The sequence below is a fragment of the Paraburkholderia sp. J7 genome (assembly GCF_905220155.1).
Lineage (GTDB): Bacteria > Pseudomonadota > Gammaproteobacteria > Burkholderiales > Burkholderiaceae > Paraburkholderia.
The window spans coordinates 501,686-524,940 of the sequence record NZ_CAJMYZ010000002.1; the positions used below are offsets into that span (position 1 = coordinate 501,686).

Sequence of the window (23,255 nt, forward strand, 5' to 3'; positions counted from 1 at the left end):
GGAGGTCATCATGCTGGTCGAGAAGAAGCCTCGGGCACTCATCATTGGCGGGTCACTAGGCGGCCTTTTTGCTGCCAATAGCCTGCTTCAGTCCGGTTGGGATGTGGACGTGTTCGAACGCTCGCCGAGCGCGCTCGATAGCCGCGGTGGCGGCATCGTCCTGCAACCCCAGGTCGTGGCGGCGATTAACAACGCAGGGCTCGGCTCGGCGTCGCCGCTCGGCGTGCTGTCACAGGAGCGCGTCTATCTTGATCGGCATGGAGAGGTTTTGCAAAGCGCCTTCATGCCGCAGACGCAGACCTCCTGGAACACGCTGTATCGTCGGCTCGTCAGGGGCATACCCAGCGAACGCTACCACAGGGGGCAGCGTCTCACGTCGTTTTCGCAGGATGGTGAGCGCATCACTGCTCGTTTCGAAGCGGGTGCGATCGCCGAGGGTGATCTCCTGGTCGGCGCCGACGGCCCCGACTCGACGGTTCGTTCGATCCTGTTGCCTGAGACATCTTTGAGCTACTCGGGTTATGTGGTCTGGCGAGGACTCGTGCCCGAAAGATCCGTGTCGCCGGAGACGGCTGCAGCATTGACAGACAAGTTCGTATTTCAGCACGACCCGGAATCGCTGATGCTGCAATACCTCGTGCCGGGAGAAGATGGCTCGACGAACCCAGGCGAGCGTCGCTTCAACTGGCTCTGGTACCTCAAGGCGGCGAAGGGGGAGACCCTGGATGCTGTCCTGACTGACCGGCAAGGCGTCCACCGTCGTCATTCCGTTCCTCCTGGCATGCTTGCGCCTGCCCAGGAGCGCGTGTTTCGTGATTACGCCGAGGCCAATGTAAATCCCGCCTTCCGCGAGTTAGTCGAGAAAACCCACGAGATTTTCGTGCAGGCGATCGTCGATCTCGCAGTGCCTCAGATGGTGTTTGGCAGGGCGATTCTCCTTGGTGATGCTGCGTTCGTACCGAGGCCGCATACCGCGGGGAGTACATCAAAGGCGGCCGAGAATGCTCTGAGTCTGGGTGCCGCGCTACGCGCGTCGCCCACGGACATCGACATGGCGTTGCGCCTGTGGGAAAGCGACCAGTTGAACGTGGGCCGCCAGATGATCGAATGGGGAGTGCGCATGGGCGATCGCCTCATGCGCGCTGCCGCGTAACCAACACGTTTGCGATGAGCTATCGCTAGCAGGAGAGAGAAATGGCTAACGCCACATTGCATTACTTATATGATCCCTATTGTGGTTGGTGCTTCGGCGCTGCGCCCATGCTGACTGCGGCACAGGCGATCGAAGGGTTGCACGTTGAGCCACATGGCATTGGGATGCTGGCTGGCCCTGGTCGAAAGATGATGTCGCCGGAATGGCGGGACTTCGTCCGGCCGCACGAGTTGCGCATTACCGCGCTGAGTCACGCCGAATTTGGCGCGCCGTACATCAACGGGATACTGGAGGATTCCTCCGTCGTGCTCGACTCAAGCATTCCAACGGCGGCGATGCTGGCTGCCGAGCAATTGTCCGGGCGTGGCCTCGAGATGCTCAAACGCCTGCAACGGGCGTACTACATCGAAGGCAAGCCAATCGCGGATCGGGATGTCATCCTCCAAACTGCGGATGAACTCGGTTTCGACCACCAGACATTCGCGAAGACCTTCGAGGATGTAGTGGCCACATCGCTCGATTCGCACATCAAAAAGAGCAGTCACTTTCTTGCCGCACTTGGCGCACATGGTGTTCCGGCGTTTGCGCTTCAGGTGGGGGACAAGGTTGAACCGTTTCCGATTGGCAGGTTCTACGGAAAGCCGGAGAGATTTGCTGAAGAAATCCGGGCGAGATTAGCGGCGGTTCAGGAGCCAAAAGAGGCCAGCTCAAATCTCTGATCGTCGATGCTGGAAGGAAGTGAATGCAGTTCCGGGCGGCCGCGGCGCCTGTGGCGCCCCGGCCATTTGATTCGGGGGCTAGAGATCGGCTGGGGGTGTCAAAACTCTTCCGGTCGCCTGGAGCGAGAGGGACGCCGAAACGGCTATTCGTGCGGAGGGTAGTCGGTATAGCCGACCTCGTCACCGCCGTACCAGCCGTGGGGATCCGATTCGGCGAGAGGAGCATCTTTGCCGATCCGGCTGACGAGATCCGGGTTGGAAATATACAGGCGCCCAAACGCTACAAGATCGACTCGACCATTTTCCAGTAATTGCCTCGCCTGGTGGACGCTGATACCCCCATTCGCGATTAATGTTCCGGAAAAATGCGGCCGGACAATGTCCAGGATCTTCGGAAGGTCAGGCGTTCCGGACCATCCATTCGTATCAGCAAGGTGTGTGTATCCAACCTTGAAACGTTCGAGCATGTCTGCCACATAGGCATACGTGGCACCCGGGTCCGGGTCGCGTACATTGTTGTAGTCCGCGAATGGAGAAATTCGCACGCCGACGCGGTTGGCAGGCATGACTTCGGAGACGTTCCTGATGATTTGCTCGAGGAACCTCGCGCGATTTTCGACACTGCCGCCATATTCGTCGTCTCTCTGATTGATGGTCGGCGACAGAAACTGGTGAGGCAAGTAACCGTTCGCGGAATGTATCTCGACGCCGTCGAAGCCCACATGCCACGCGTGCTCAGCAGCCAGGCGGTACTCCTGAATGACTTCAGCAATCTCCGCAGTGGTCATCGCGCGGGATGAGGTCGCATGAATTTTTGTGTAAGCGCCGTTTGCAAGTTGCGCCCAAACCTGGAGCTTCTCCAAATCGTCGTTCACGCCCGACGGAGACAACGGTTGGCGCCCGTCAAGCAGAGCGCGTGAGCTAATGCGGCCAGAATGCCAGAGCTGCAGAAAAATGAGACCACCAGCATCGTGGATTCGGCTAACGACGCTTTTCCAGCCCTGGACCTGTGCATCGGTATAGATGCCTGGCGCTCGTTCGAAGGCATTCGACCAGCGGCTCACGTTGGTGGCCTCGGAGATGATAAGGCCCGCACTGGCTCGTTGGACATAGTAGTCCCCGTTGAGGTTCGTCGGAACGTCCGCATCGCCGGCGCGGCTCCGTGTCATGGGTGCCATCACTATGCGGTTGGCGAGTTCCAGATCACCGATCCGGATTGGGTCAAGAAGCGTGGACATGGCGTCTCCTCAAGAAGGAGTTGAGGGTTTTGACGAAGGGAAACTGCATCCGCTTGTCTTGCAGTTGATTATAAGTAATCAATAGATAAATGAAAGAGGATGCCGAACTGGCACCAGGATGCGGAAGATTCTCGTGAAATCGCTGGAAGCCACGTGGACAGGGGCTGAGCGGGATGCCGGTACGACCAGGCAAAGGACCGTTGCAATCGGCGCAAAACCGTTGAGACGCTGCAGTGCGCGTTGCCAGGTCGTTCACATACCAACGGCTCGGCCGCAACAGGGAAACGTGGCTGCGTTGCACAGACTGCAAAGGTGGATAGCGCGGAGCTCATATTCCGCCGCTGCGCCAAGTGACCTACTGTGTCGTCATCGCGTGCAACCCTGTGTTCGACACAGCGATCATGCAAGCGAGCGATCAGACAGCCTTCTCCAACGGAGTATTGAAATGACGAATCTCTTCACGCCCATCAAGATCGGCAAGCACGTTCTCGAACACCGAATCGCGATGGCGCCGCTTACGCGCTCACGCGCTGGCCAGCCGGGGAACGTGCCGACAGCGATGAACGTGGAATATTACCGGCAGCGTGCGAGCGCGGCGCTCATCGTTACGGAGGCGACCCAGATTTCCCAGCAGGGGCAGGGGTATGCGTGGACGCCGGGTATCCACACGGAAGAACAAGTTCAGGGCTGGCGCACGGTAAGCGAAGCCGTTCATAACGAGGGCGGACGAATCTTCCTGCAGCTGTGGCACGTCGGGCGGGTTTCGCATCCGGTATTTCAACCGGAAGGTGGACTTCCGGTGGCGCCTAGTGCTCTTCCTGTGCCTGGAAAGACATTCATCGTCGATGAAGCGGGCAACGGTGTATGGGGGGAGATCCCGGTGCCGCAGGAACTGACCGTCGATGGCATCCGGCAAATCGTCGATGACTATCGTCATGCTGCGAAGAACGCAATGGCAGCCGGAATGGATGGGGTGGAGATCCACGCAGGAAATGGCTATCTGCTCGATCAATTCATCAACAGCAGCAGCAACCAACGCCTGGACGCTTACGGTGGAACCATCGAGAATCGGGGGCGACTGCTCCTTGAGGTCGTCCAGGCAGTAACCGACGAAATCGGTGCGGAAAACGTGGCTGTGCGCCTTACCCCGATGGGTCGCTTTATGGGCATGAACGACGATACACCGGAAGCAACGTTTGGCTATGTCGTGCGCGAACTGAACCGATTCGGCCTTGCCTACTTGCATCTTGTTGAGCCCGCCATGGTCGGAACGGTCAAGGACGAGCAATATGACCCGCGCTGGGACGCGATCATCAAGCAGTTGCGCGGCGAATTCGACGGCGTTTTGATGATCGCCGGTGGCTACGACCAGGAGTCTGCGGAGCAAGCCCTGGCTAACGGACGTGCGGATATCATCGCATTCGGGCGCCCCTTCATTGCGAATCCGGACCTTCCAGTGCGATTCAAGGACGGAAACTCGTTGAACACCGGCGACCCGTCGAGCTACTTTGGCGGCGATGAGAGCGGGTATATCGACTACGCGTCAGTCAAGTCAGTCTAAAACACCGCATGCGTCGGTGCGGGCGGGGTGACACCCGTCTGTGCCGGGTAGGTCACTGAGGCGGGACCTTGCGGCGGACTGCGAGGCAGGAATTCAAATGCTGCCGGGTAACCCGGCCGGAGCATGGACGATCAGGCGAACTCACGGCGTGCAGGAGGTTCAATTGTGCTTGCTTTCTTCAGCGCAGCAGCCGCGCCGTTCAGGAAGGTGTCGACCTGACGGCCGACGATCGAATCAATATCCTCGGAAACAGGCAGGCCATACACCCACTTTCTTACTCCAATATAGAAAATACTGGCGTGCAGGCTCCAGATCAGCTCGATGTGTAGTTCGAGCCCGGCTGCGGTAGTGGGGGCAACGACGCCATACTCAGTCCAGAGTTCACGCAGGACAGGGAGAAAGACGCGCTCGCGCAACTGGGTGAGGTATTTCGTGTTGATCCCTTCCTTGCTGAGTCCTGCGAAGATGAAGGTCCGTATCCATTCGCGTTGAAGAATGGTCCGTGCATATGATCGGTAGAACCCCATCAGCCTCTCCAGGAGCGGAACGGACCGGTCCTGGATCTGCTCTTCCCAAATCGGGTCCCATTTGTAGACCTCGCTATATACGCGATCGATCAGCGCATCCTTGCTCGGGAAATACCGGTACAGCAAGGGTTGTGTCACGCCAATCTCACGAGCGAGCTCGCGCGTGCTCCCCGAAAATCCGTGGGTTGCAAAATGCTCGATCGCCTTTTCGACGATTTGCTGTTCACGCTCCTCAGGAGCAAGCCGCCGTCCGGTGGCCGTGCCGGCTTGCTTAGGTCGCTCAATATTGGGGCTTTCAGCGATGTCTGCACGCGTGGACTTCGGCATAGTGGGCCTCCTTTACGCAAGTCATTGTTATCTATCACTCGAAAAATAGCAATCGGGTCTGCCATGAGTACATTCGGCGGCGCCGGAAAACGGGGTGCGATTGGCATGTTCGGCTTTTGCGGAATGCGCAATGCTGGGTTGCGCCTGTACCCGATTCTCGCGTGGCGACTAAGGGCCTACGCTCAACACCGGTAAGACGCAGCTGAAACCTTAGTGGAGGAGGTCGCCATGGCGCTCAATCGTGCCTACAAGACGGTGTTCGGGTCCGGACGAATGACGGTCGGGCTCATGACCCCGGCGGGGCGCGAGCAAGGGCGGATGGCGGAACCGGAACGCGAGCTAGAGCTCGCGGCGCGAGCGGATCGCCACGGTTTCGCTGGCCTGTGGGCTCGGGACGTACCGCTGATGGTGCCGCAGGGTACCAGTAACGAGGCGTCGCCAGTAGACGATCCCTTTGTGTGGCTAGCGACTTTGGCGGCTGCGACGAGTAGCGCCGCTCTCGGCACCGCAGCGGTGGTGCTGCCGCTGCACAATCCACTTCATGTCGCCAAGGCCGCCTTGTCAATGAATCGGCTCACCGGCGGGCGCTTCATTCTCGGACTCGGTTCGGGTGACCGGCCGCAAGAGTTTCAGGCATTCGGCGAGGACCACGAGCAGCGAGCTGAGGCTTTTCGGCAGCGTTGGGCGCTTCTGGCTTCGGCGCTGTCGACCGATGCAACGGAGCGCGAGGCTGTGCGTCTCGCAACGGGAGGCTATGACGTTCTGCCTGCCCCGGAAAGTCGCATCCCGATGATCGTGGTGGGTTCGGCTCGCCAGTCGTTGCAGTGGGTTGCCGCAAACGCCGATGGTTGGGCGACCTACCACCGGGACGAAGTTCGTCAGTTGGGCCGCATTGGGCTGTGGCGACGAGCACTCGAGTCACAGGGTGTGGAAATCGCAAAGCCTTTCATCCATTCACTGCATCTGCAATTGCTCGATGATCCTCATGCGCCGCCTGAACCGATTGAGCTTGGCATTCGCGGTGGGCGCGATGCGGTTGCGCAATACCTGCTGAGGCTGGAAGCCACCGGCGTCAACCATCTTTTGCTGCATCTCGGCAGTACGTCCCGGCCAGCGCTTGAAGTCATAGACGAACTGGGTCTGGAAGTTCTGCCATTTGTGCATGCAAACGGTCCGATCAAAATCAGCCAGTCGGCCGATCAGCCGGCATAAGCCTGAAAGGAGAACAACGTGCCAGACACCAAACCCCGTGCGATCATAGTTGGCGGCTCCCTGGGCGGCCTGTTTGCGGCAACCACGATGCTGAAGATTGGTTGGGACGTCGAGGTCTATGAGCGTTCTCCCCATACGCTCGATAGCCGTGGAGGCGGCATTGTCCTGCAACCCGATGTCCTCGCTGCTTTGAGTTTCGGTGGGGTGAACCATAGCGACACTCTGGGTGTTCCTTCTTTCGACCGTATCTATCTCGAGCGCGACGACCGCGTCATCCAGCGGTCTTCCATGCCGCAGACCCAGACTTCATGGAGTATGGTCTACAGCGCGATGAGGCGTCACCTTCCCCAGGATCTCGTGCGGCCAGGGCACCAGTTCGTCCGGTTTGAGCAAGAGGGTAAGTCGGTGCACGTATTCTTCGAAAACGGGCACGAGGCTCGGGGGGATCTTCTAATCGCAGCCGACGGCGCAAGGTCAACGGTCCGCGAGCAGGTCATGCCTGGTGTGCGGCCCACTTACGCGGGCTATGTGGCGTGGCGTGGGTTGGTTCCGGAGTTAGAACTTCCCCAAGCCGCGGCCTCGGTGCTGGCAAGGACATTCGCCTTCCAGCAAGGACCCCGACACCTGATGCTCGAATACCTTGTTCCCGGAGAAGACGAGTCTGTGAGGATCGGTGAGCGGAGGTGGAACTGGGTCTGGTACCTCCCCGTTTCGCCAGGCGAGCCTCTGCAAAGCCTGCTGACCGACCGGTCAGGCGTGAGCCATGCGTTTTCGCTTCCGCCCGGCTCTCCGAAAGAGTCTGACATTGCAGCCATGCGGCAGAAGTCGTCAGAGCTTCTGGCGCCGACCTTCCAGTCCCTGGTGGGTGTGACACAAGAACCCTTCGTCCAGGCCATTCTGGACCTTCAGGTGAACCAGATGGTGTTCGGGCGAGTCGTGCTCACGGGCGATTCGGCGTTCGTACCTCGGCCACATACTGCGGGGAGCACGGCCAAAGCCGCGGCGAATGCAGTTGCCCTGGCCTACGCGCTTGATGGCGTAAGCAGTGGAAACCTCGATGCAGCACTCGCTGACTGGCAGAAATCACAGCTACTCGCTGGCGCCAGCATGACGAGGTGGGGTATCGCGATGGGCGACAGAATCATGGGGCTCTAAAATCGAGAGCCGATCAGGCTGCAGGAGGTGGTGTCGCGCGACTAGCTATCGATCGAGCGAAAGCGGGAGGCAGGGATGGCAAGTTGTCAAAGCGGATAGTGGCTCGCCGATCGGCTTGTCCTTTGCTTGCGACGCAAGGAACCGTTGCACGTCGCTAGCATTCTATGTTTCCCAGCTAAACACTATCCTTATGTCAATCAATTAGTGATCAATTGATCATCTGATGGGAGTGGATTCTCGCTTCCTTTCGATGCCTCGAGAGCGAGAAATTTGAATCAAGAGAACATAGGGAAACTGAAATGAGCAACGCTGAGATCAAATCCGTCGATACGAACACGATTCCGTGGGAAGTGCTCGAAGTACCAGAACTTAACGCATCGATTCTTCAGAAGCTGTGCGTTGTCGACGACGATACCGGGATGTCGGTCAGCAAGATCTGCTACAAAGCAGGCTTTACCAATGTTTCGCATTGGCATAATTGTGCGCACGGGATGTACGTTCTGGATGGCATCCTCGTTACCAGTGCAGGATCGTTCGGGCCAGGTAGCTTTGTGTGGTTTCCCGAAGGAACAACCATGACGCATGGTGCCCAACAGGATAACGATGCCACATTTCTCTTTATCACTAATAAGCCCTTCGACATTCATTACACGCACATCGAGGGAGAACAGGCGAAGTAGTGCGCCGCATGGCGTGAGTGCCGCGGTGGATCGGCCAGAGGAACTGCAATAGTCCCTGCCGAATCCACACGCAGCGTGTGACGCAAAGGGCGCGGCCTCCTGTCAGCCAAGCAAGTGACGGAATAGAGCGGCGGTCACGACGCCAACTACCACAGTGGGGAGTGTGGATAAGCGCGTCGCGGCAAACAGCGTGACTGCCAGCGCGATCAGGTCTGCGGGGTGGCGCGAGACGAAATCGGGCGCAATGACGGAAATCAACACGCAGCCTGGCGCCGCTTCCAGGACTCGTGTGGCACGAGGACTCAAGTTCCGATTGCGCAGTACGATGTAACCTAGGGCTCGAGTCAAATACGTGACTACTGCCATTAGAGCGATGGTAAGAACGGAGGCAATTGGAATCACGATTCGCCCGCCATAACGTATGCGGCGCCGAGCCCGGAAAGCGCACCCACCACGACATACCACGCGCCTGGAATGATCAGGTAGGTTGCAGCGGCGGTCAAAAGGCTGACCAGCCACGGCCGGGAGGCGCGCATACCCTTCCACATTCCGCGGAGTAGCACAAGGAAGACCGCCGGAAATGCCATGTCAAAGCCATATGCCTTGATATCGCCGATCAACGGGCCAACGACGGCTCCGATGCCAGTGAAGACGACCCACGTCAGGTAGAGACCAACGGAGACGCCCAGGTAGTAGCGCAAGCTTAGTGCGACGGTTTTCCCCGCGTGCGCTCGTTCTCGCGCATCGGCCAAACCCATGGCCCAGCTCTCGTCGCACATGAAAAACAACGCCGGCAGCGCCTTGCGCCTGGGCAAGTGCTGGAGAAGTGGCGCCAAGACCGCACCCATCAGAAGGTGACGGCTGTTGATAAGGAGTGTGATAGCCACAATCAGTAGCACGTGCGGAGGCGAGGACCAGAGCCCCACCGCAGCAAATTCGGAACCGCCACCGAAGTTGAGCCCGGTCATCAGCGGCACCTCAAGCGGGCTGAAGCCTTTCTGTGACGCCTGTGCTCCCAGCACCATGGCAAAAGGAAGAAAGCCCGCCATGACGGGTAAGGCAGCGGTCGGCCCGCGCCAGAATTCGCTGCGCCGGCTTTTCGGTGCCGTTGTGATCGTACGGGGTTGGGGACTGCTCATTCAATCTCTATACTTCTAGTCAAAGCTCGGGTCATATTCGTGGCACGAGTGTCCAGATAAATCCGCCACATATACTGTTTCATTCGACGCTAATCCAGCCTGGGATGTACTCCATTTGGCCAATCCGCCAGAAATTACCGTCTTCCTGAATCGCGTTGATGCGGTAGTGCGCACCATAAATCCGCTTTCCATCGGGTGCGTGAGTCTGCCCGGGGATGATTCGCGCCACCACCAGCGCGGCGCTTCTTCCGTCGATACCTAGGTCAACTCGAATCGGTTCGCCATAGTGCTTCATCCATGGCCACGGCAAGCGGAATGCCTTGAGCGTAGCCAATAGCGTGCGGCGCCCTTTCATTCTTCCCATAGGCGTCAGTTCTGCTTCCACGTTGTCGCTGAAGCTTTTGTCGAACAGGACAAAGTCAGCCTGGTCTAACGCCCAGGCATACCGGTACCACGCTTCGATGATCGCTTCTTCATCGGTAGTGGGAAGCTCGGAGGCCGGAATCCTATGCCAGGGACTATCCAACTCGCTCACGATGACAGCTGGCGGGTCACCAGGCTTCCACGCGCGGTCCATCGCTGGCAGCGTCCAGCCATTCAGCAAAGACAGATTGCCCTGGGCGAAGTTGAGCTGGAACCGAATGCTACGGATACGCAGCTGTTCAGCACCGCCTTCAAGTGACAGAGTGATGACGCCGCCGAAAGTGGCGGCGCGATTGTCGGTGCTTTCCTGGGAGGGTTCGAGCTCGCCAAGGATGTAGCCGCCAATCATACTTTCGTTGTCGTTGCCCCGAGGTACGCGATTGGTTGAGGAGATACGCACTGTTCGCGAGCCGATGAAGTCGCTACGCAGCATACTCAAGACTTGGACGCGGCCTTGGGCGTTCCCGCTGTGGCTGCTGAAAAGTTCGATATCCTCAGTGAATAGCGGTGCGTCTGTTGCGGATGGCGCGCCCGCCCAGACGTCGCAGAAGGCGTCCAGTAAGTCGAGGAGTTGTTGCCGAGAGACCTTGGATGACATGATGAATTTCCACTATTCAGCGATAAATTGCGGCAAGACAAATTCGGCCAATTCCGCCAGGGCGTCTGCCGCCGGGCGTCGCAGCGCCTTGAGGTTGAAGGCGACGTGGCTAACGCCTTGCGCCTGTTGGTGATGCAACAGCGCAATGAGTGCCTTGCGACCGGCGCGCAAGCCGTTGCCGACATACTGCAATGGTGCGTTCGGGTTATCGGCCAGGTCGAAGAAGGCGCCGTAACCATAGGGTCTCAGCCAGTTGCCTTCATGACTCGTATGCCATGCGTCAAGGAGGTCTGGAATCTGCCTGAAGTCGCTCAGGTGCCAAATCCAGCCGTCACTGTGCCTGGCCATCCAGGCGAAGTCCTGACGCGCACGGCCGATTACGAGCATGGGTATGCGCGTATGGGCGGGCTTGGGGATCAGGTCAATGTCGCCGCGCAAGGTGCCATAGTGCGTGGTGCTCATACGCGGAAATGGCTGCTCCGTAACCGTCTTGATCAATTCGAACGCCTCCCGGAAACGCTCACCCCGGTTGTCGTAGTCGAGGCCGAACGCCGGATATTCCACGGCACGATCTCCGGTCGACATGCCCAGCAACAGGCGGCCTTGGACAAGTTGATCCACGGAGACCGCCTGTTTTGCCACAATGAGCGGGTCGCGTAGCGTCAGGACGATTCCAGCAGTGCCGAGTGCGATCCGGCGGGTATGTGCAGCCAGAAAGCCCAAATACACCATCGGGTCGAGCATCTGCCCGGTGTCGCCAAAGTTTGGGTCGTAGAAGGGCACATCACGCATCCACAGCGCGGAGAAGCCCGCTTCATCGGCCAGCGTGGCCAGGCGCTGGTGGTCATCGAGTGTGGGAAATGCCGATGACGGGTAGCCTTCCAGGGGCATGATGAAGCCGAACGTCAACTGGCCGGGCTTGAACACCCGCCGGTATCCGGGGTGTGTCTGCAACTCCGACGGGAGTGGGCCGATGGGGAGATGACTCATACTGCGGACTCCTGTTGGGCGGGACGCGTCTACCCCTTGTTTTGGCGTTCGCGTGAGGCCCAGTTGAAGAACGGGGAGATAGATCTGAACCTGTTCCAATCTGGACACGGTGAGAGAATAAATGGAAGATTAGGGATTTGGAGTCCCTTCTCACGCAACCCCAGTGCCCTGAGCGGGCCGCACATGACCGAGTACCATGGAGCCCAATCGATTCGGTGACATCACCGCCTTCGTGGCAGCGGTGAAGAGTGGCAGCTTCACCTCCGCGGCCGCGTCACTCGGACTGACCCGTTCTGCAGTCGGCAAGAGTATCGTTCGGCTCGAAACCCGAATGGGCGTTCGCCTGCTCAATCGAACGACACGCAAGTTGAGCCTGACCGACGAAGGGATGGTGGTGTACGAGCGTTGGCGTCAGGTCCTGGAGGATCTGGACGAAGTGGATGCGACCATGGCTTTGCGCCGTGGCAAGCCGACTGGTACGCTCAAGCTGACGGCACCGCTATCGTTTGGTCAGCGCCACATCCTGCCGGTGCTCGACGCGTACATGAAGCAGTGGCCCGAACTTCGGGCGGACATCTGGTTTACCGATCGATTCGTTGATCTGGTTGAAGAGGGCTTCGATATTGCGGTGCGCATCGGCACGCCCAAGGACGACTCCCAGATCCTCACGCGTACCGTAGGCTGGCAGCAATTTGTGACCTGTGCTTCGCCGGACTACATCGAGCGGCGTGGGGTTCCGCAAACGCCGCAAGATCTGGCGGCGCACGACACGATCGCATTTCTCAGCGGCGAAAGGCCGAACCCGTGGCGTTTCTTGACGCCGAATGGCCTTTATCTTTTCGAGGGACCTGGACGTTTGAATATCGACAGTTCCGAGGCGCTGCGCGCAGCAGCGCTAGCAGGCTTTGGACTCGTGCATCTGCCGACTTACATCCTTGGCAATGACCTGGACAGCGGTGCGTTGGTCCAGGTATTGGAGGCATTTCGCCCCCAGCCTGACCCGATTCGGGTGCTCTATCCGAGCAAGCGTCATCTCTCACCACGTATCCGGGCGTTCATCGATCTGCTGGTGGAGCGCTGGGAGCCAGGCGTACCTTGGGAATCCTCACCTGGCGTCCAATTTAGCGGCGCTTGACCCAATCGTTCAGTAACCATTCGAATATGGGAACGCTAGAAAGCGAGACCGCACTTGCTCAACACCGCGAAGCGGACCCATTGAATTGAGTCAGGTCATATCGCGCTTGCGACTTACTAGTCGTACATTGCGAACCACGAGCCGGGTGCTCCACCGGCTTTCGAACGATCGATCGGTAGCCATCCGGCATGGATAGAGGGCCGAATCGGATCTGCGACGCCACCTGCAGGAACGCGCCGCCAACCACTTAGCGAATCGAGAGGGTAAACACCGACGCATCAACGATGTCTGTGCCACAGGGTCTCGCCTATAATTGATCAACCGATCACTGATCGGAAGATAAATAAGATTCAGGCGTATCCATTCTTGTCTACCTGCGCACTATTGGTCGCCTGATTTACGCAACGTAGAGCGCAGCATCATGTGAAAACAGGAGGAGTCAAATGGCTAAGATGAAAGCTACAGTTTTCGTGGAGCCCGGTCGCATCGCACTCGAGGAAAAGGATATCCCCGACATCGGACCGACCGACGCGTTGATCCGAATCACGACGACGACCATCTGCGGTACCGACATCCACATCCTCAAAGGCGAATACCCCGTAGAACAGGGTCTTACGCTTGGCCACGAACCTATCGGCATCATCGAGAAGCTAGGGTCGCAGGTCAAAGGCTACGAGGAAGGCCAGCGTGTGCTCTGTGCCGCAGTCACTCCGTGCGGAGTGTGTTCGTCCTGCCTGATGGGGTTCCACTCGCAATGCGGCAGCAAGTCATCGACAGGCTGGAAAATTGCCGGTGGGTGGAAAATCGGCAACTACCTCGATGGCTGCCAGGCGGAATACTTTGTCGTACCTGATGCGCAAGCAAACCTGACACTCATCCCGGACAGTTTGACCGATGAAGACGTGCTGCTCATCCCTGACATTGTCAGCACTGGCTTCTCCGCCGCTGAATCGGGTGGGGTAAAGATTGGCGACGTTGTCGTGGTTGTGGCACAAGGTCCGATCGGGCTTTGCGCAACCGCCGGTGCAAAGTTGCTGGGTGCCGGGCTCATTATTGCAGTCGATCCAGTGCAAGATCGACTCGAAAAGGCAAAGACGATGGGTGCCGACGTGGTCCTGAACCCCACGAAGTGCGACGTCGTGGAAGAGGTCTTAAAGCTCACCCAAGGTGTCGGTGCCGATGTTGCGCTTGAGTGCCTCGGGCGGGACGAGACAATCGGCACGTGCGTGAATGTCACCCGGCCCGGTGGCACGATTTCAAGCGTCGGGATCTACTCGAAGAGCATTCCGATTCCTCTGGACGGGTTCGGTGCGGGCTTGGCCAACAAGCGAATCGTCACATCCACTTGCCCTGGCGGGAAGGAGCGGATGCGCCGTCTTCTGAATGTCACTGCGAGCAAGCGCATCAAGCTCGATCATCTTGTGACGCACACGTACCGGCTCGACGACGTGGTTGCTGCCTACGATCTGTTCGGCCATCAACGTGACGGTGTGGTGAAACTCGCGCTGAAGCCCTGAGACTCAATCACAGCCCGCTCGACGCGGTCTGTCGAGCGGGGGCGTCGCGCAAAGCCGATCAGAGATGCCCATGTCTGGCCGTGCCTCTAAAGGAGTACCCTCCCATGAAGCTGTTTAGCTCTTTCGACTTCGGCGATCTGCGTTTGTCCAATCGCGTAGTGATGGCACCACTGACCCGAGCCCGTGCCGGTGACGCCGATGTGCCGACTGACTCGATGTCGCGCTACTATGCGCAACGCGCAAGTGCCGGCCTGATTATTTCCGAGGCCATCAATATCACAATGCGCTCTCTGTCCTTTCAGTCGTCGCCAGGACTCTATACCGCCGAGCAGACCGAGGGGTGGAGAAAAGTCGTGTCCAGGGTCCACGAGGCAGGAGGCAAAATTGTGGCCCAATTGTGGCACACCGGTCGCGCAAGTTCATTTGCTTTGCTCAATGGAGAAGCACCGGTTTCTCCGTCCGGCATCAACGACGATCTTCACATGCTGCATGTGTGGGCACGTTTGGAGAACGGCTCCTATACGCGCATCCTGGCTACGCCGTCCCGAGCATTCACGACGCAAGAGGTTCGCGAAACGGTGCTCGAATACCGCCGGGGCGCTGAAAACGCTCGCGCGGCGGGGTTCGACGGTGTGGAGATTCATGCGGCGAATGGGTATCTCATTCACCAATTTCTTTCGGCAACAACGAACCAGCGTACGGATGAGTACGGTGGGTCAGTGCAGTCCCGAGCCCGATTCCTCCGCGAAATCGTCGAGCAGATCAAGGACGTCTATCCCCTTGGCAGGATCGGTGTGCGAATTTCTCCGTTTGCGGATTACAACAATGTGCGCGATCCGAATCCGGTAGAAACGTACCGTTATGTTTCCGGGATGCTTCAGGAGTTGGGCGTTGGGTATGTACACGTTGCAGACACCAACGGCTGGTTCGATCGCCCCGATCTTCCGGAACTGTTGAATATCGTGCGGCCAGCGTACAAGGGAACCATCATCGTCAACGGTGGGATCGATGGAGAAAAGGCGCAGCGACTGGTCGAGGAAGGGCAGGCTGATCTCGTCGCATTTGGTCGCGCGTTTATCTCCAATCCCGATCTCGTTCGGCGCCTCAAAGAGGGATTGCCACTAGCGATGCCGATTACGGTGCCGGAAGACTGGTGGGGTGGCTCGGATAAGGGATATATCGACTTCCCCGAATATTCCGCCGCGCAAGCAGCCTAGGCCGGAGTTGCCCGCGTGTCGGCGGGGAAATGTAATGCAGAACACATAGCGCTGCTTCGGTTGGGCTCTTTAATCGGGCACAAAGGTAGGCAAGCTTTCCAGTAGGCGAACGGCGTGTGGATATCTTCAGTGGATCTGGTCGCCTATTTGATTCGGAATCCTATTTATTTGTGAGCGGCGCAAGTTGTCAGGCACTTGAGGCAAACCCGCCTCGCATCGATGGAGACGACAGTGATGGAGGCTGCAATGATGGTTCCTACGCTCAAAGTGACCGGTCTACAGAAATCATATGGGCCGACCATTGCATTGGGGGGCGTTAGCTTTGAAATCGTGCCTGGCGAGGTGCATGCGCTGCTCGGCGAAAACGGGGCGGGCAAGTCCACGCTAGTGAAGATCCTGAGCGGCGTTGTGCAACCTGACGCCGGCTCTGCGGTGTTGGGTGGGGCCGAATACACTCCGCGTTCGATTCTCGAGGCGCGTGAGCAAGGTGTATCCACAGCATTCCAGGAATTGAGCCTGCTAACGAACCTCACGGTTGCGGAGAATCTGGCGCTTCCCGAATTGAAGAAGAGCGCTCTCCGATTAGTCTCGAAACGTGATAACGAGGAGTTGGCCGCAGCGACGCTCGCACAATACGGGCTCGAGCTGGACCCCCGTGCACACGTGTCGACACTCACTTTGGCTGACCGTCAGCGGCTGGAAATTGTCCGGGCGATGAGCAAGCGTCCCAAATTGCTGATTCTCGACGAGCCTACGGCCGTATTGTCCTCGACTGACTGGCTGTTTGCTCTTATCCGTGCCGAAACTGCGCGCGGCACAGCGGTTCTGTACATTTCCCATCGGCTCAACGAAATTCGAGAACTCTGCGCTCACGGCACTGTGCTGAGAAGCGGGCGCAGCATTGCGACGGCCGAACTCGACAAGACAGACGATGCGGCGATCTTCGAGATGATGGTTGGCACCAGCCTGGCCTCCTTCTCGCGCAAGGCCTCTACGTCCAAGGAGGGTGATCAACCGCGTCTTCAGGTGACCGACCTCCACGCTGGAGACGTCAAGGGGGCATCGTTCAGCGTACCGGTCGGCGGGATCGTTGGCGTCGCTGGGCTGGATGGCCAGGGCCAGGGCGACCTGTTTCACGCGCTCTTTGGCCTCACATCAATTAAGTCGGGCAATGTCCGTGTCGAGGGCAAGCCGGTGGAAATGCGATCGCCAGCTCATGCTCTGAAGGCCGGAATTGAAGTGTCGCTGCTACCGGAGGAACGGAAAACGCAGGGCATTTTCCCCTCTCTCTCCGTGCAGAGAAACGTGACGCTGGGCGCCATGAGCAAGGTATCGAGTCTTGGTGTCGTACGCCGTTCACGCGGCCAGAGACTAATGCGGGAAGTCGCAAAGCGAGTCGATCTTGCGGACCGCTACTTTAACTTCCAGATAGGCGAACTCTCTGGCGGCAACCAGCAGAAAGCGCTGCTCGCACGCGTTCTCAGCACGGGAGCGAAGACATTGCTTCTCTTTGACCCAACCCGAGGGGTCGATGTCGGAACGAAACAGGCGATTTACGAGGCGATCCAGAGCTACGCAGCATCTGGCGGTGCCGTTCTGCTGTATTCGTCAGAGCTCTCGGAAATTGTTCAGTTATGCGACCGTTGTCTGGTCGTATACGACGGTCGAATTGTTGCCCAATTAGAGGGTAGCGAACTCGAAGAGCGTCGCATCGTTGCGGCGGCGACCGGTCACTTTGAGGGCAGTCAAGTCAGGAGCGCAGCATGAGCACGACCACTTCAGCAAGATTCGCTTTTCCACGCGCTCTGATGACCAACGGCGTCACGACCGTCGTGATTCTATACCTCATCCTCTACGCCGCCTATTCACGGATGGAGGCCGGTGCACTTTCTGTATCGGCGTTTAGCGATCTGGTCAACAACACCATCCCGCTCGCGATTGCCGCGGCTGGAGCGACATTTGTCATTCTTCTTGGTGGATTCGATCTTTCGGTCGCCGGCGTCCTGTCACTTGTGAATGTCGTGCTCGCGACGCACCCGCTAGGCGGAGCCGGTGGCGCCGTGGTCAGTTTGCTGATCGCTGTTGGTATCGGGGCGTCGGTGGGGCTATGTAACGGAATACTGGTTGCCTACGGTGGCTTGCAGTCGATTGCCGTCACGCTTGCAGTGATGATTCTCACTCGCGGTCTCGCGCTCGTTGTTCTGGACGCGCCAGGTGGAGGCGTCTCTGACTGGATCAGTGACACGTTTACCAACACCCTCTGGGGCGTCGTGCCTGTCTCAGGTCTTGTCGCAGTGGCAGTAGCGCTGCTCTGGTGCGTGTTTCGTCGAACCAATACTGGCGTCGCACTCTACGCGGTCGGAAAGGATCAGACGGCTGCAGCGCTCTCCGGGATCAATGTCAAGCGGACGAAGTGCATTGCGTTCGTCCTTGCTGGCGCACTTTATGGATTGGCGGCTTTTATGCTCTCCGCGCAGACCGCGTCGGGAGATCCAAACGCTGGCTCGACGCTCATGCTGCTTGTGTTCGCATCCGTCGCACTCGGCGGCACGGCATTCTCAGGTGGCCAAGGTGGTCTGTACGGCAGCATGATCGGCGCTGCCACGCTGATGTTGCTTCAGAAAGTACTGTTTTCGTCAGGTGTCCAGTCGTTCTACATCGGGCTGTTCCAGGGTTTCGTCATGATCGCCGCGGTCATCTTTGTCAATCTCATCACGTACGTTGCACGCAGGAGCTACGGCCATGCTTAATTCAAATGCCAGCCCAGATTCCCAATCGATTGGAGCACATGCAGCGCTGGTACGCGGTGAGGATAAGCGCGGTGTTGTGAGAGTGCAGCGCGAAACGGTCAGTGCCATCGGGGTATTTGTTGTTTGCGCGGCGGCGCTTTTTCTCTCACGGCTAATCAATCCGGAATTTGGCAGCCTCCACCAGCTCCAGACGATTTTGACGCTTGCGTCGTTTCTCATCGTTGTTTCATTCGGTCAGGGCCTGACCGTGCTTATCGGTGGACTCGATCTGTCGATTCCTTCGGTAGTCACGCTCGGTGGGGTACTGACCACAGCATGGATGAGCACGCTGGCACCAGGCGGCGCCTGGTGGCAGATCCCGTCGGTCCTGGCCGTGTGCGCAGCTGTGGGCGCCATGAACGGGTTAGGTATCACGATCCTTCGAATCCCCGCGTTCATTATGACGCTGGCATCCGGAATCATCATCTATAGCCTGTGCCTGGGGGCTACCGGAGGAACGCCGGACGGCGCGGCACCCGCGTCACTGGTGACGCTCATAACGGGACGCGTCGCAGGAATCCCGCTTGTCACGATCTTCGTCGTCGCATTCTGCGTGATCGCCGCCTTCACTCAGACACGCACATCGTTCGGACAGCGTCTGTACGCAGTGGGCAGCAATCCAGTAGCTGCGTTGATCGCCGGAATCCGGATCAAGTTGATCACTGTGGTCACGTACGCATTGTCCGCGGCACTCGCCGGGTTCGCCGGGATGATGTTGGTCGGGTATTCCAATGGCGCAACGCTGCGCATGGGTGATTCCTTGCTGCTGCCCTCGATCGCTGCCGTAGTGATCGGCGGGTCGTCGATTCTGGGTGGACGAGGAACGTTCGTAGGAACAATCGGCGGCGCCATCCTGCTCACAATCTTCGACATGGTGATTACCTCGCTCGGAATTGCACAGGGTTGGCGAACGATGATTTCCGGCGGGCTGATCCTGGCCGCGATTCTGTTGCAGCACGAAGGCACCCTCGACTGGGTGCGCTCGTTGACGAGGGAGCGCAAGGAGTCAAACCAATAACAAAAGGTGTCGATGAGTTTGCCCGCCTACCACTCAGATTGGAGCCACGGCGAACGTTAGAGACAGCAAAGAGAAGGATGGTGGCCAAGCGATGTGCCACCGGTGATCAAAGAGTACATTCTGCCAAGGAGACGTGAGATGGGACGCTTCAAATCGGTCAAACGGTGGTTGAGTGCTGCGACACTAGCTGGTGTCACAGCCTTCATGGCGCATTACGGCATTAGCGATGCAAATGCTCAGGCTAAGCCAAACAAGGACAAGTATCTGATTTATCTCAGCCTGAGCTATAGCGGCAATGCATGGCAGTCGGAAGCGGCTAACGTCGTGAAGGCGCTGGCGAAAACGCCTCCGTATGACAAGCTCGTCGAGCTTCGGGAGGTCATTTCCGGTACGGATGTGCAGGCTCAAATTTCTGCCTACGAAAGCATGATTGCAGCGAATGCCGACGGGGTGATCAGCTTTCCTGTTTCGCCAACGGCGTTGAACCGTGTCGTCAAGCGTGGCTGCGAGAAGGGCACGTTGTTCTTCATGTATGACGCGACGGTGACAGAACCGTGCGCGTATAACGTGAGCTATATCACGTCGGGCTTCGGGGAGAACACCGCTCAGCAACTCGTCAACCTGCTACACGGCAAGGGCAATATCTTCGTCATTCGCGGTGTGCCGGGTAACTCTGTCGACAAACGTCATGTGGACGGCGCGATGAGTGTATTTCAGAAATACCCGGGCATTCATATTGTCGCCGACTATTCGGGTTACTGGGACGACCGTACCGAACAGCAGGAGACCGCCAAAGCGCTCGCGGCTCATCCTGATGTTGACGGAATCTGGTCAGAAGCCGGCGAAGACGGTGCCATCAAGGCATTGCTGGCGAGCGGAAAGAAGCTCGTTCCCGTGACGGGCGAAAACTCGAATGGATTCCGTCTCGCCCTCGCAAACCCCGATATGCGGGCAAAAGGATTGCAAGGCGTCTCTTCTGGTTCTCCTCCCGCGACGGCGGCGTTTGCATTCAAGTTGATGATGGAGGTATTGCAAGGGAAGAGGAAGCTCGAGGCGCACAACATCGAATATCCGCTTCCGTGGGTGCCGGGCAATATGGTGAAGGTGTGCACCGGCGACAAGCCCGAAAACGGATGCAACGCCTTTCCCGCCGGAAAAGTGCCTGATTCGTTTGTGACCGAGGTCTTCAACCCTCGCTTGCTGCCCGAACTGTCGCTTCGCTCGGCAGTGAGCGGGGAGCCCACTCCCGGTCAAACCATTCAGCCCTTACCTGCGGACGCGGTTGTCGCGGCTCCAAACGAGCCGGGCATCAACTGCCAGAAATGCACGCAAGCTGCTGACACATACAAAGTGACCAAGGTCTCGGCGCCCATCAAATAGTCAATCAGCAGTTCATTAGGCTTCCGGTTGGGGCGTGCCCCCAACCGGAAGGCGGCAAGCTTCGGCTTTCGGTCCGGGCTCGCCCCGCAGGCAGACAGTTGTGGCAGTGCGGCGCCCGGCGCGCGCCTGCACACGCGTATCGTGTACCACAAGCAGATTGGGTCCCCGCAAGACCCAGTGACGGTCGTCTCCGATGGTTTATCGCGTTTCGGGAATCAATCAAACTATACCCAACGCTAAACAACCCGGACTGGTAAATCATGGCCGTTTCTGCTTCCTACCCGTCGCAGGCTCAGCCTGCCGACATATCGCTTGCAGCCTTGCCGCGCGAACGGCAAGTCGAACTGCCGATTCCGCATCCCGCGCTGCGCCACCACCCTGGCTTTCAACGTCTCTTCCAGCCAGGTGAGCTCACCATCGGGCTGATCCTGCCACTAGAGACCCATCGGGGACGCGCGGCTCCCACGATGGAGGGGCACGTCCAGATGGCACAGCGGGCAGAGGAACTCGGTTTTGGCGCGCTGTGGATGCGCGACGTGCCTTTCTATGACCCGACCTACGGCGACGTTGCCCAGATTTTCGAGCCGATGGTCTATATCGCCTGGCTCGCTGCGGCAACCCGGCGCATTACCCTGGGGACCACCGGTATCGTGCTGCCGACTCGTGAGCCAATGTACCTGGCCAAGCAAGCGACGTCGCTGGACCAGCTCAGCGGCGGCAGAGTGGTGCTGGGCCTGTCTTCAGGCGACCGGAAAAGTGACTACCCGATGCTCGGCATCGACTACGAGAGCCGGGGCGAGCGCTATCGCGATGCATGGTCGATTTTTCGGACTCTGGCCGAAGAGAGCTTCCCGCATTTTCGCTCCTCGCGTTTTGGCAGCTCGGAGGGCACGCTCGACCTCGTACCCAAGGCACCGTTTGGGCGCGTGCCGGCGATCGCCGTGGGGCAGGCACAACAGACCATCGAATGGCTTGCGCACAACCTGGATGGCTTTCTCGCTGGGGCACCGAATCCGGAGCGTTTGGAGGTGCTCGGCAACGAGTGGCGCGACCAGGTGCGGGCCGCAGTTGGTGCGAATGTGTACAAGCCGTTGGGGCTGGGAGGCTTCCTCGATTTGCGTGAAGACCCGGACGTTCCGTTCCAGCGCATTCCGGGTGGATTCCGCGCAGGACGCAACGGGCTGCGAGACTACCTGGAGCAAGCGCGCTCGGCTGGCGTTTCGCATGTCGCGCTGAACCCCAAGGTTAGCCAGCAGCCTTACGACGAAATTCTGGACGAACTGGCGGAATACGTGCTGCCGTACTTTCCGTCACACAGTTAATGGCGTGCGGACGCGGGCGTAAGCCAGCGACCTTACAAGGAGAAATCCATGTCTTCTCTTTTTGATCCCTACGATCTGGCCGGCCTGCAACTGCCGAACCGCATCGTGATGGCGCCCATGACGCGCGCACGTGCGCACGATACCGTTGCCTCAGAGCACATGGCCACGTACTACGCTCAGCGGGCGGGCGCCGGGCTGATCATTGCCGAGAGCGCGCAAGTCTCACGCCAGGGGCGCGGCTATCTGTGCACCCCGGGTATTCACTCGCTGGAGCACATCGCCGGCTGGAAGCGCACCACGGATGCGGTGCATCGTGCTGGCGGCCGCATTTTTGCCCAACTATGGCACGTGGGCAGGGTCTCGCACATCTCCCTGCTGGAGGAAGGGCAGTCGCCGGTGTCGCCGGTCGCCGTGCCAGCGGCCGATACTTTCGTTCAGGCATACAACGCTAATGGGCAACCAGGTCAGGTTCCAGTCAGCGCACCGGTTGCCCTGGACATTGCCGGCATTTCGCAAATCGTCGAGGACTTTCGGCGCGCAGCTCGCAACGCGGTTGCGGCGGGCTTCGATGGTGTCGAGATCCACGCCGGCAACGGCTACATCTTTGAACAGTTCATCAATGGGCGGCTGAATACCCGCGTGGACGAGTATGGCGGCGCGACTATCGCCAATCGCTTGCGCCTGTTGCTGGAAACGGTTGACGCCGTCTCCTGGGAAATCGGCCGCACGCGTGTTGGCGTGCGTGTGTCGCCCTTTGCTCATTTGTACGACCTGCATGCATTTGACGATGAGGAAGCAACGTGGCTGGCGTTGGCTGAGGCGTTATCGCGTCGCGGGCTCGCTTACGTGCATGCGAGCCATTTGGGTACGCCGGAGTTCGAGCAGGCGTTCCGAGCCGCTTACCGGGGGACGCTGATGGTGGCCGGCGGCTTCACCGCCGAAACCGCTCAACAGGCACTCGACGCCGGTCGTATTGACCTGGGCGTCTTCGGTCGTCCGTTTATTGCGAATCCAGACTTGGTAGAGCGTCTGCGCAACGGCTGGCCACTGGCCGAAGCGGGGCGAGAGGCTTTCTACGGTGGCGGAACGCAAGGCTATACCGACTATCCGGCGTACGCATTCGCTGGCGCAAAGAAAGCGGCATAATTTCAAGAG

At 58.8% G+C, this 23,255-nt stretch carries 21 protein-coding genes; 15 read left to right on the forward strand and 6 right to left on the reverse strand.

Annotated features, from left to right (window positions below; all coding sequences use genetic code 11):
- Positions 1-10 precede the first annotated feature (10 nt).
- Together U5A58_RS05295 and U5A58_RS05300 are read left to right on the forward strand one after the other, a co-directional pair.
- Positions 11-1,153 (forward strand): FAD binding domain-containing protein, encoded by a 1,143-nt coding sequence (locus U5A58_RS05295; protein ID WP_321960579.1) that lies wholly within the window; start codon positions 11-13, stop codon positions 1,151-1,153.
- A 41-nt stretch (positions 1,154-1,194) separates the two neighbouring features.
- Complete coding sequence (locus U5A58_RS05300; RefSeq protein WP_321960580.1) at positions 1,195-1,872, forward strand: DsbA family protein; 678 nt, start codon at positions 1,195-1,197, stop codon at positions 1,870-1,872.
- 143 nt (positions 1,873-2,015) lie between these two features.
- Here U5A58_RS05300 and U5A58_RS05305 read toward each other — a convergent pair whose 3' ends face one another.
- Positions 2,016-3,110, reverse strand: a complete 1,095-nt coding sequence (locus U5A58_RS05305) for an alkene reductase (RefSeq protein ID WP_321960581.1) — start codon at positions 3,108-3,110, stop codon at positions 2,016-2,018.
- A 445-nt stretch (positions 3,111-3,555) separates the two neighbouring features.
- Here U5A58_RS05305 and U5A58_RS05310 point away from each other — a divergent pair, with 445 nt between their 5' ends.
- The gene (locus tag U5A58_RS05310) at positions 3,556-4,671 is read left to right on the forward strand and encodes an alkene reductase (RefSeq protein WP_321960582.1); all 1,116 of its coding nucleotides are present in this window, start codon (positions 3,556-3,558) and stop codon (positions 4,669-4,671) included.
- A gap of 131 nt (positions 4,672-4,802) precedes the next feature.
- On the opposite strand, the gene U5A58_RS05315 is transcribed toward U5A58_RS05310, so the two are convergent.
- Entirely contained in the window at positions 4,803-5,525 is a 723-nt protein-coding gene (locus U5A58_RS05315) for a TetR/AcrR family transcriptional regulator (protein ID WP_321960583.1), read from the reverse strand.
- 228 nt (positions 5,526-5,753) lie between these two features.
- On the opposite strand from U5A58_RS05315, the gene U5A58_RS05320 reads away from it, so the two are divergent.
- From U5A58_RS05320 to U5A58_RS05330, 3 genes are all read left to right on the forward strand, one after another.
- Positions 5,754-6,737 carry a TIGR03571 family LLM class oxidoreductase gene (locus tag U5A58_RS05320; RefSeq protein WP_321960584.1) on the forward strand — a complete coding sequence of 328 codons (984 nt, stop codon included), beginning with the start codon at positions 5,754-5,756 and terminating at the stop codon, positions 6,735-6,737.
- Between the two features lie 18 nt (positions 6,738-6,755).
- Positions 6,756-7,892 (forward strand): FAD binding domain-containing protein, encoded by a 1,137-nt coding sequence (locus U5A58_RS05325; protein ID WP_321960585.1) that lies wholly within the window; start codon positions 6,756-6,758, stop codon positions 7,890-7,892.
- Between the two features lie 299 nt (positions 7,893-8,191).
- Positions 8,192-8,572, forward strand: a complete 381-nt coding sequence (locus U5A58_RS05330) for a cupin domain-containing protein (RefSeq protein ID WP_321960586.1) — start codon at positions 8,192-8,194, stop codon at positions 8,570-8,572.
- Between the two features lie 102 nt (positions 8,573-8,674).
- Here U5A58_RS05330 and U5A58_RS05335 read toward each other — a convergent pair whose 3' ends face one another.
- The 4 genes from U5A58_RS05335 to U5A58_RS05350 form a co-directional block, all read right to left on the reverse strand.
- Positions 8,675-8,974 (reverse strand): AzlD family protein, encoded by a 300-nt coding sequence (locus U5A58_RS05335; RefSeq protein ID WP_321960587.1) that lies wholly within the window; start codon positions 8,972-8,974, stop codon positions 8,675-8,677.
- Positions 8,971-9,711: an AzlC family ABC transporter permease gene (locus tag U5A58_RS05340; RefSeq protein WP_321960588.1), complete on the reverse strand. Its 741-nt coding sequence runs from the start codon at positions 9,709-9,711 to the stop codon at positions 8,971-8,973. Before U5A58_RS05340 ends, U5A58_RS05335 begins: the two co-directional genes overlap by 4 nt.
- A 79-nt stretch (positions 9,712-9,790) precedes the next feature.
- Complete coding sequence (locus U5A58_RS05345) at positions 9,791-10,732, reverse strand: nuclear transport factor 2 family protein (protein WP_321960589.1); 942 nt, start codon at positions 10,730-10,732, stop codon at positions 9,791-9,793.
- A gap of 12 nt (positions 10,733-10,744) precedes the next feature.
- Positions 10,745-11,722: an LLM class oxidoreductase gene (locus tag U5A58_RS05350; protein ID WP_321960590.1), complete on the reverse strand. Its 978-nt coding sequence runs from the start codon at positions 11,720-11,722 to the stop codon at positions 10,745-10,747.
- Positions 11,723-11,918: 196 nt separating this feature from the next.
- On the opposite strand from U5A58_RS05350, the gene U5A58_RS05355 reads away from it, so the two are divergent.
- From U5A58_RS05355 to U5A58_RS05395, 9 genes are all read left to right on the forward strand, one after another.
- The gene (locus U5A58_RS05355) at positions 11,919-12,857 is read left to right on the forward strand and encodes a LysR family transcriptional regulator (RefSeq protein WP_321960591.1); all 939 of its coding nucleotides are present in this window, start codon (positions 11,919-11,921) and stop codon (positions 12,855-12,857) included.
- Between the two features lie 443 nt (positions 12,858-13,300).
- The gene (locus tag U5A58_RS05360; RefSeq protein ID WP_321960592.1) at positions 13,301-14,374 is read left to right on the forward strand and encodes a zinc-binding dehydrogenase; all 1,074 of its coding nucleotides are present in this window, start codon (positions 13,301-13,303) and stop codon (positions 14,372-14,374) included.
- A gap of 104 nt (positions 14,375-14,478) precedes the next feature.
- On the forward strand, positions 14,479-15,591 hold the full coding sequence (locus U5A58_RS05365) for an alkene reductase (protein WP_321960593.1): 1,113 nt from the start codon (positions 14,479-14,481) through the stop codon (positions 15,589-15,591).
- Positions 15,592-15,837: 246 nt separating this feature from the next.
- A complete protein-coding gene (locus U5A58_RS05370; RefSeq protein WP_321960594.1) occupies positions 15,838-17,358 on the forward strand; it encodes a sugar ABC transporter ATP-binding protein in 1,521 nt (506 codons plus the stop codon).
- Positions 17,355-18,341, forward strand: a complete 987-nt coding sequence (locus U5A58_RS05375) for an ABC transporter permease (protein ID WP_321960595.1) — start codon at positions 17,355-17,357, stop codon at positions 18,339-18,341. Before U5A58_RS05370 ends, U5A58_RS05375 begins: the two co-directional genes overlap by 4 nt.
- A complete protein-coding gene (locus tag U5A58_RS05380; RefSeq protein ID WP_321960596.1) occupies positions 18,334-19,398 on the forward strand; it encodes an ABC transporter permease in 1,065 nt (354 codons plus the stop codon). Before U5A58_RS05375 ends, U5A58_RS05380 begins: the two co-directional genes overlap by 8 nt.
- Positions 19,399-19,536: 138 nt before the next feature.
- Entirely contained in the window at positions 19,537-20,778 is a 1,242-nt protein-coding gene (locus U5A58_RS05385) for a sugar ABC transporter substrate-binding protein (RefSeq protein ID WP_321960597.1), read from the forward strand.
- 260 nt (positions 20,779-21,038) lie between these two features.
- A complete protein-coding gene (locus U5A58_RS05390) occupies positions 21,039-22,100 on the forward strand; it encodes an LLM class oxidoreductase (RefSeq protein WP_321960598.1) in 1,062 nt (353 codons plus the stop codon).
- Positions 22,101-22,148: 48 nt separating this feature from the next.
- Positions 22,149-23,246, forward strand: a complete 1,098-nt coding sequence (locus tag U5A58_RS05395) for an alkene reductase (protein ID WP_321960599.1) — start codon at positions 22,149-22,151, stop codon at positions 23,244-23,246.
- Positions 23,247-23,255 lie beyond the last annotated feature (9 nt).